The 6,492-nt window shown below is 38.0% G+C and carries 6 protein-coding genes and 1 pseudogene; 5 read left to right on the top strand and 2 right to left on the bottom strand.

Annotation, left to right across the window (positions count from 1 at the left end; all coding sequences use genetic code 11):
- The first annotated feature begins 135 nt into the window (after positions 1–135).
- The 5 genes from GN217_RS18290 (at position 136) to GN217_RS18270 (ending at position 4,656) form a co-directional block, all read left to right on the top strand.
- On the top strand, positions 136–1,062 hold the full coding sequence (locus GN217_RS18290; RefSeq protein WP_156858074.1) for an alpha/beta fold hydrolase: 927 nt from the start codon (positions 136–138) through the stop codon (positions 1,060–1,062).
- Between the two features lie 195 nt (positions 1,063–1,257).
- Positions 1,258–2,361 (top strand): NAD(P)/FAD-dependent oxidoreductase, encoded by a 1,104-nt coding sequence (locus GN217_RS18285; protein ID WP_156858073.1) that lies wholly within the window; start codon positions 1,258–1,260, stop codon positions 2,359–2,361.
- 184 nt (positions 2,362–2,545) lie between these two features.
- A complete protein-coding gene (locus tag GN217_RS18280; RefSeq protein ID WP_156858072.1) occupies positions 2,546–3,487 on the top strand; it encodes a nucleoside hydrolase in 942 nt (313 codons plus the stop codon).
- 10 nt (positions 3,488–3,497) lie between these two features.
- Positions 3,498–4,445 carry a nucleoside hydrolase gene (locus GN217_RS18275; protein WP_156858071.1) on the top strand — a complete coding sequence of 316 codons (948 nt, stop codon included), beginning with the start codon at positions 3,498–3,500 and terminating at the stop codon, positions 4,443–4,445.
- 43 nt (positions 4,446–4,488) lie between these two features.
- Complete coding sequence (locus tag GN217_RS18270) at positions 4,489–4,656, top strand: Na+ dependent nucleoside transporter N-terminal domain-containing protein (RefSeq protein WP_156858070.1); 168 nt, start codon at positions 4,489–4,491, stop codon at positions 4,654–4,656.
- 22 nt (positions 4,657–4,678) lie between these two features.
- On the opposite strand, the pseudogene GN217_RS19510 reads toward GN217_RS18270, so the two are convergent.
- Both GN217_RS19510 and GN217_RS18265 read right to left on the bottom strand, forming a co-directional pair.
- Positions 4,679–4,876: pseudogene (locus tag GN217_RS19510) on the bottom strand (IS5/IS1182 family transposase); the annotation flags it as partial.
- A 147-nt stretch (positions 4,877–5,023) separates the two neighbouring features.
- Positions 5,024–5,818 carry an SDR family NAD(P)-dependent oxidoreductase gene (locus tag GN217_RS18265; RefSeq protein WP_156858069.1) on the bottom strand — a complete coding sequence of 265 codons (795 nt, stop codon included), beginning with the start codon at positions 5,816–5,818 and terminating at the stop codon, positions 5,024–5,026.
- Between the last annotated feature and the right edge of the window lie 674 nt (positions 5,819–6,492).

The raw sequence follows: 6,492 nt of genomic DNA, 5'->3' as shown, positions 1-6,492 counted from the left end.
ACCCTGTTTGAATATTCCGCACTCTGAGTGAACACTATGCCCACCAATACATTCTATAAAATGGCGTTTGAGTAATTCTAAGAAAACAGGAGCATTTTGAAGATAATCAAAGTATATAGAGGGAGGGTATCTATCATGGCGATACAAGAAGTCCAGTTTAAATCATTTAATGAAAAGGACACTATAAAAGCATGGATTTACACGCCAATTCGTAAGCCGAGAGGAATTGTCCAGATTGTCCATGGTTTTGGTGAACATTCGCGCAGGTATTTACATATGATTCTTGTGCTTAATGAAGCGGGATTTATAGTTGCAGCAGATGATCATGTTGGCCACGGGAAAACGGCGTATGATTCAGGCAATTGGAATGACTGGGGCGATAAGGGCTACATGACGATGGCAGAAGATGAGCACAAATTACGAGAAATTGTTCAGAAAGAGTATGACGGACTTCCATATTTCATGTTCGGACATAGTATGGGCTCCATGATTGTAAGAGGATATGCAACCAAATATGGGGAAGGAATCTCTGGACTTATTTTATGTGGAACATCTGGTGTTTTCCCGAATTTAAAAGAGATATCTGAAGAAATGAAAAAGCGTATCGATGAGGGGGATGGTGAAGTTGTCGAAGATAGTTATCTTGAAAGCTTATTTGGCTGGATGACAGAGCGGATAGAGAACCCAAATAGTCCAAATGACTGGATAAGTGGCGACCCTGACGTTGTGACAGACCATGCGAATGATCCGTTTAACAATTTTACTTCAACACCAAATATTCGCTCCCTCTATTTCTTTGTTCAAATGATGGAAACAATTATTGGTACGGAATGGGCAGAGAAGGTCCCTTCCTCTATTCCTGTTTATAATATTGCAGGTGACTTTGATCCGGTAGGTTTATATGGGGAGGGCGTGTATCAAGTCTCCAATTGGCTTGCAGAGACGGGCAACTTTGTAAAAACTAAGTTGTATTCCGGTTACCGACACGAAATTCATAATTACAGAGATATTCGTGATGAAGTAGTGGAGGGGATTATTGATTTTATAAATGGTACGATATAAAAGGAGTACCTAACAGAGACGGTTGCAGGGAGAAGTGTTAGCGCGCTTCTCCCTATCTATATCCAGTGAAAACTTTTTTCCAGTTAAAATACATCCTATTGACAAAGAGAAGCGAACCATATATAGAAGAAAGTATGAAAGATTCATTTTAACTAGGATCTTTTGACAATACGGAAATCATACAAGGGGGAAAACATGAAAGTCATTGTTATTGGCGCGGGAGTTGTCGGTGCTTGTGCCGCTTACTATTTATCGCAGGATGAAAATGTTGATGTCACGTTGATTGATGAGGAATTCGAAGGGAAGGCGACTTTAGCTGGCGCAGGGATTATTTGTCCATGGATTTCACGGTATAATGATTCCGATTGGTTCAGGATAGCAAGCAGGGGAGCCCAGTATTATCCAGAGCTGATCGAATCTCTTAAAGAACTGGGGGAGACGAACACTGGTTATCGGCAGACAGGTGCAATTGCAACGAGTGAAGACATAGAGGTCATTCGTAAATTGAAGGAGCAATTAGAAAAGAAAAAAGAGGCATTTCCTATAATTGGAAATATTGACCTATTACAAGCTGGACATGCCAATAAATATTTCCCGCCAATAAATGAAAAATTGCATGCGCTCTATTTATCAGGTGCCGCTCGATTGGATGGAAGATTGCTCGCTAGCGCTTTAGTAGAAGGCGTGAAGAAAAATAATGGAAAAGTTATACAGGAAAAAGCTGCACTGAAAAAAGAAGGCAAGCTGGTTTCGGTTTCAACGAGCAGCGGAAATTTATCAGCTGATCAAGTTATTATTGCAGCTGGTGCTTGGACAAATGATTTGTTGCAATCTGTCGGTACTTCTATCAAATTGGAACCCCAGCGCGGGCAAATTGTCCATTTGTCTGTGAATGAAGATACTTCAAATTGGCCGGTTATTCTTCCACAAGATAGCAGTCATTATATTGTTCCTTTTGATGATAATCGAATTGCTTTTGGTGCGACACGTGAAGCTGGAAGCGGTTATGATTATCGGATAACGGCAGGTGGGATTCAGGAAGTACTGAATGAAGGATTGAAAGTCGCGCCAGGTCTCCAAAGTCAAACATTGCAGGACATCCGGATAGGGTTTCGGCCAATGAGTCCGGATAATAAACCTTTATTAGGCGAAGTTCCCAATTTGGATAATGTCATTGTTGCAACAGGGTTGGGGGCTTCTGGGTTGACGATGGGGCCCTATGTGGGAGCATTGGCTGGAAAGATGGCGCTGAGAGAAGAGATTGATATTGATTTAGGACCGTATGATCCGATGAGGTAATTGATGTTGAAGCTTACCACATCCTATATTATTTTGTAAGGACGATGTAAGTAGCGGAGTAGGTATTATTCTGCTAAGTGAGAATAATGATAACTGTATTAATGTAGATTTAGGTGCGAAAAATAAACTTACTCCAGGAAATCAATTAAATGAATTATTATGAATGGATAAGGAGTTAATCAGAATGACAAAAAGAGTATACCTCAATCACGATGGAGGTGTGGATGACCTCGTATCCTTATTTCTATTACTCCAGATGGAAGAGGTAGATTTATTAGGCGTTGGTGTTATCCCGGCAGACTGTTATTTGGAGCCGGCATTATATGCTAGCCGAAAAATTATTGATCGGTTTGGGAATAATAAAGGGATAGATGTAGCAGCCTCTAATTCTCGTGGGAAACATTCTTTTCCTAAAGATTGGCGTATGCACGCATTTTTTATCGATGCGTTACCAATCTTGAATGAATCGGGAAGAATCAACACAAATGTTTCAGAACTTCCGGCGCATGTACATTTGATTAAACACATTCGTGAAAGCGATGAACCTGTAACATTGGTGTTTATTGGACCACTGACAGATCTAGCTCGAGCATTATATGTTGCGCCAGATATTGAATCCAATATTGAAAAATTAGTTTGGATGGGTGGTACATTTTTAGAAAAAGGAAATGTCGAAGAGCCGGAACATGATGGTTCAGCTGAGTGGAATGCTTTTTGGGATCCGGATGCTGTCAAAGTTGTTTGGGATAGTAAAATTGAAATTGATCTAGTCGCGTTAGAAAGTACAAATATGGTTCCTTTAACAGTAGATATTCGAAATTATTGGGCGGCGCAGCGAACGAATATCGGAATCGATTTTCTTGGACAATGTTATGCGATGGTACCTCCTCTTGTATATTTTCAGACGAACTCGACTTATTTTCTCTGGGATGTGCTAACCGCAGCAAGCATTGGGAAACCGGATCTAGTCAAGCAAAAGGTAGTGAAGAGTATTGTTCATACTGAAGGGGCGAGTCAAGGTAAAACAGTTATTTCAGAGAATGGAAGACCGGTCAATTTAGTTTATGAAGTAGACCGCGATGCATTTTTTGAATACATTACAGAGCTAGCAAGACAACAAGATTGAGGTGTAAAGAATGCGAAAAATTATTATAGATACAGATACAGCTGGTGATGATGCAATTGCTCTATTAACAGCATTACATTATTTTAAAGTCGAAGGTGTAACAATTACAGGTGGAAATGTTGCGTTTGATCAACAAGTAGAGAATGCTTTATATTCTATTCAGGTTTCCAATCAAGATTATTATGTTCCTGTCTATAAGGGATACGAGGGCCCTATCCTCGCAACAGGAGAAGAAGAACATCGTACGGTAGAAGATGTCCATGGCAGGGATGGAATGGGCGATGCCTTTTTTGAAAAAGCAAAGCAACGACCAGAGGAAAAACATGCGGTTGATTTTATCATTGAAAAAGTAAAAGAAATGCCTGGTGAAGTCTCTCTATTAGCTATTGCACCACTAACCAATATTGCGATGGCAATTAAAAAGGATCCTACAATTATAAAGGACATCCCACATATTTACATCATGGGTGGAACAAATAACACATTAGGCAATATTACGGCTGCTGCTGAATATAACTTCTGGGTAGATCCTGAAGCTGCAAATATTGTTTTACATTCAGGTATACCGATTACAATGGTTGGTTGGGATATTTGCACAAAATATTCTCTAATGGACAATGATGACCATAAAGAGATTGAACAGTTGAATACAACCGGGTCCGATTTCTTTATTAAAATTAATAAAGTAGTGAAAGATTTCAATGCAAAGGTTCATCGTCTGAATGGTACAACACATCCGGATACGATATTAGTAGCGATTGCAGCAAATGAAGAAATCATGACGTCATCTAATGCGTATTATGTAGCTGTTGAAACGAAAGGTGAACTGACAAGAGGTTACAGCTTGGTTGATATTAATAATAGGAGTGGGAAACAACCTAATGTTCGTGTTTGTGAAGCTGTTGATCGAGCTAAGTATAAAGAGTGTTTATTACAGGTTTTAAAAACGATTCAATAAAAATTAAAAGGCGTATGCATAGAATTTCTAGCCATACGCCTTCATGAGAATTTTATGCCGTATGTATGGGGCCCTTGGTATCATCACGATTCTGTTTATTGCATTTTTGCTATCCCGTGATAGAAATGCTATTAATATTCGTACCGTTTTAGGAGCTCTAGCACTTCAAATTCTGCTCGGGTGTATCGTTTTAAAATGGGAAACCGTATAATCAATTTTCGGAAAAGTAACAAATCCATTGCCGAGATAATCCCTTTTTCTAACAGCTCCTCATATAGTTGATTGGACTTTTCAATTAGCTTATCACTATATCTTTCAATGGATTTCCGCTACACCAAGGTGAACCTACTTGCATTCGCTTCGATTTTTGTGCCATCAATAAAAATTGCTTCCTCTTCAATCATTTCCTTTTCCACGAGCTGATTCCGGAACTAGACAAAGCCTTCGCGTAGTATGTTTTAAAGCGGATTTACTATTTTGATAAATGAAAGAGATAAATAGGCTGTCGAGGGTTTCTCGACAGCCTGAAAAGACTGCTTTTCAGGCATTTCTTATTCTTTTACTTGAGGTTGTATCGATTACATACTGCGAATGCTCTGGCCACCATCTACTGGTAAAGACACCCCTGTTATGAATTTTGATTCATCCGAAGCTAAAAAAACAGCAGCATTAGCAACGTCCCACGCTGTCCCCATATGGCCCATAGGCGTTACGGCGTGTCGAGCTGCAATCATATCTTCTACGGAATCATACGCATCAGAGATTTGTTTATAAATTAGTGGCGTATCCATAAATCCTGGTAGGATTGCATTTACCCGAATACCTTGATCTGCATATTGGATAGCGACACTAGCTGTAAGTTGATTTAATGCAGCCTTCGCAGCGGCGTACACTGGGTAATCATACCCGATGTATCGAATGGATGCTATCGAAGAAATGTTTATTATAGAACCACTACCATTTTTGGTCATATGTGGAATCACATGTTTCATTGTAAGAAATACACTATTAAGATTTACATCAACGCCAACTTTCCAATCTTCCTCAGACAGTTCAACAGGTCCACCCATTTTTGTTATCCCTACGTTGTTATGAAGAACATCAATTTTACCAAACCTTTCAATTGTTTTATCTACGGCATTTTTAATCTGTATAGAATTTGTTACATCCGCTGTTATAGCTATAGAAATCCCGCCTTCTTCTAAAATGATATTTCGAGTTTCTTCAGCAGCTTGCTGATTTAAATCAACTGCTACTACACTAGCCCCTTCCTGGGCATATTTTACGGCGGCGGCCTTTCCATTTCCCCAACCTTCCCCATCTGAGCCAGCACCAAACACAATAGCAACCTTATCTTTTAACCTTTGACTCACATTCCACACCCACTTCTATATTGTATATTATATAGTTACATTTTGAATAATAGCATAATTACAATAGATTTAATAGAAAGAATTTAGTAAAAGATTAATTGTGGAAAGTATTATAAGAAATTAGCTATATAAAATTTAATGCAACAAAAAAGTTTTGGATTAAAGTCTAAAAACTTCATCTCATGTATTTTAAATACATAAATAATTACTAAGAAACTATTTAGAGTTAAAGAGATGTAAATTTTCCTGGATTAAGAAAAATATTGACAAAAGTGTGAACTTTAATATAAACTTTACTCTATTCACCAAAGTCAGACAAAATAAATGAGAGTTTTGAATGTGACTAGAACCAACTTTTGATAAATTGCTAATGAAGCTTATATGGCAGCTGTGTCTACAACTATGTTATTTTATGGTTGTCTATTTATAAAATAGTTTTATGATTAGATATTGTGTCAAGGTATAGTTTAATAAATAAAAATACAAAACAGGATCAAATTTTAATTATATATATCCGTGAAAGTTGTTTATTAAAGATGAATGAATCGTGTAAAGCTCCACATTGTTCCATCTAAAACACTTGCTAATTGTTCAAATTCCTCCAGATTAAAAATAGACTTCCCTGCTATAATGTGCTAAGTTTTTTTCATATTAATAGAGGGGAGTTTTTTAAT

Source organism: Oceanobacillus sp. AG (genome assembly GCF_009746545.1).
Lineage (GTDB): Bacteria > Bacillota > Bacilli > Bacillales > Amphibacillaceae > Oceanobacillus > Oceanobacillus indicireducens.
This window is presented reverse-complemented; position numbering and strand designations above follow the sequence as displayed.

Bases quoted from the DNA above. Each gene is read 5' to 3' on its own strand.
- GN217_RS18290 (WP_156858074.1), top strand. From the start codon at position 136: ATGGCGATACAAGAAGTCCAGTTTAAATCATTTAATGAAAAGGACACT.
- GN217_RS18285 (WP_156858073.1), top strand. From the start codon at position 1,258: ATGAAAGTCATTGTTATTGGCGCGGGAGTTGTCGGTGCTTGTGCCGCT.
- GN217_RS18280 (WP_156858072.1), top strand. From the start codon at position 2,546: ATGACAAAAAGAGTATACCTCAATCACGATGGAGGTGTGGATGACCTC.
- GN217_RS18275 (WP_156858071.1), top strand. From the start codon at position 3,498: ATGCGAAAAATTATTATAGATACAGATACAGCTGGTGATGATGCAATT.
- GN217_RS18270 (WP_156858070.1), top strand. From the start codon at position 4,489: ATGAGAATTTTATGCCGTATGTATGGGGCCCTTGGTATCATCACGATT.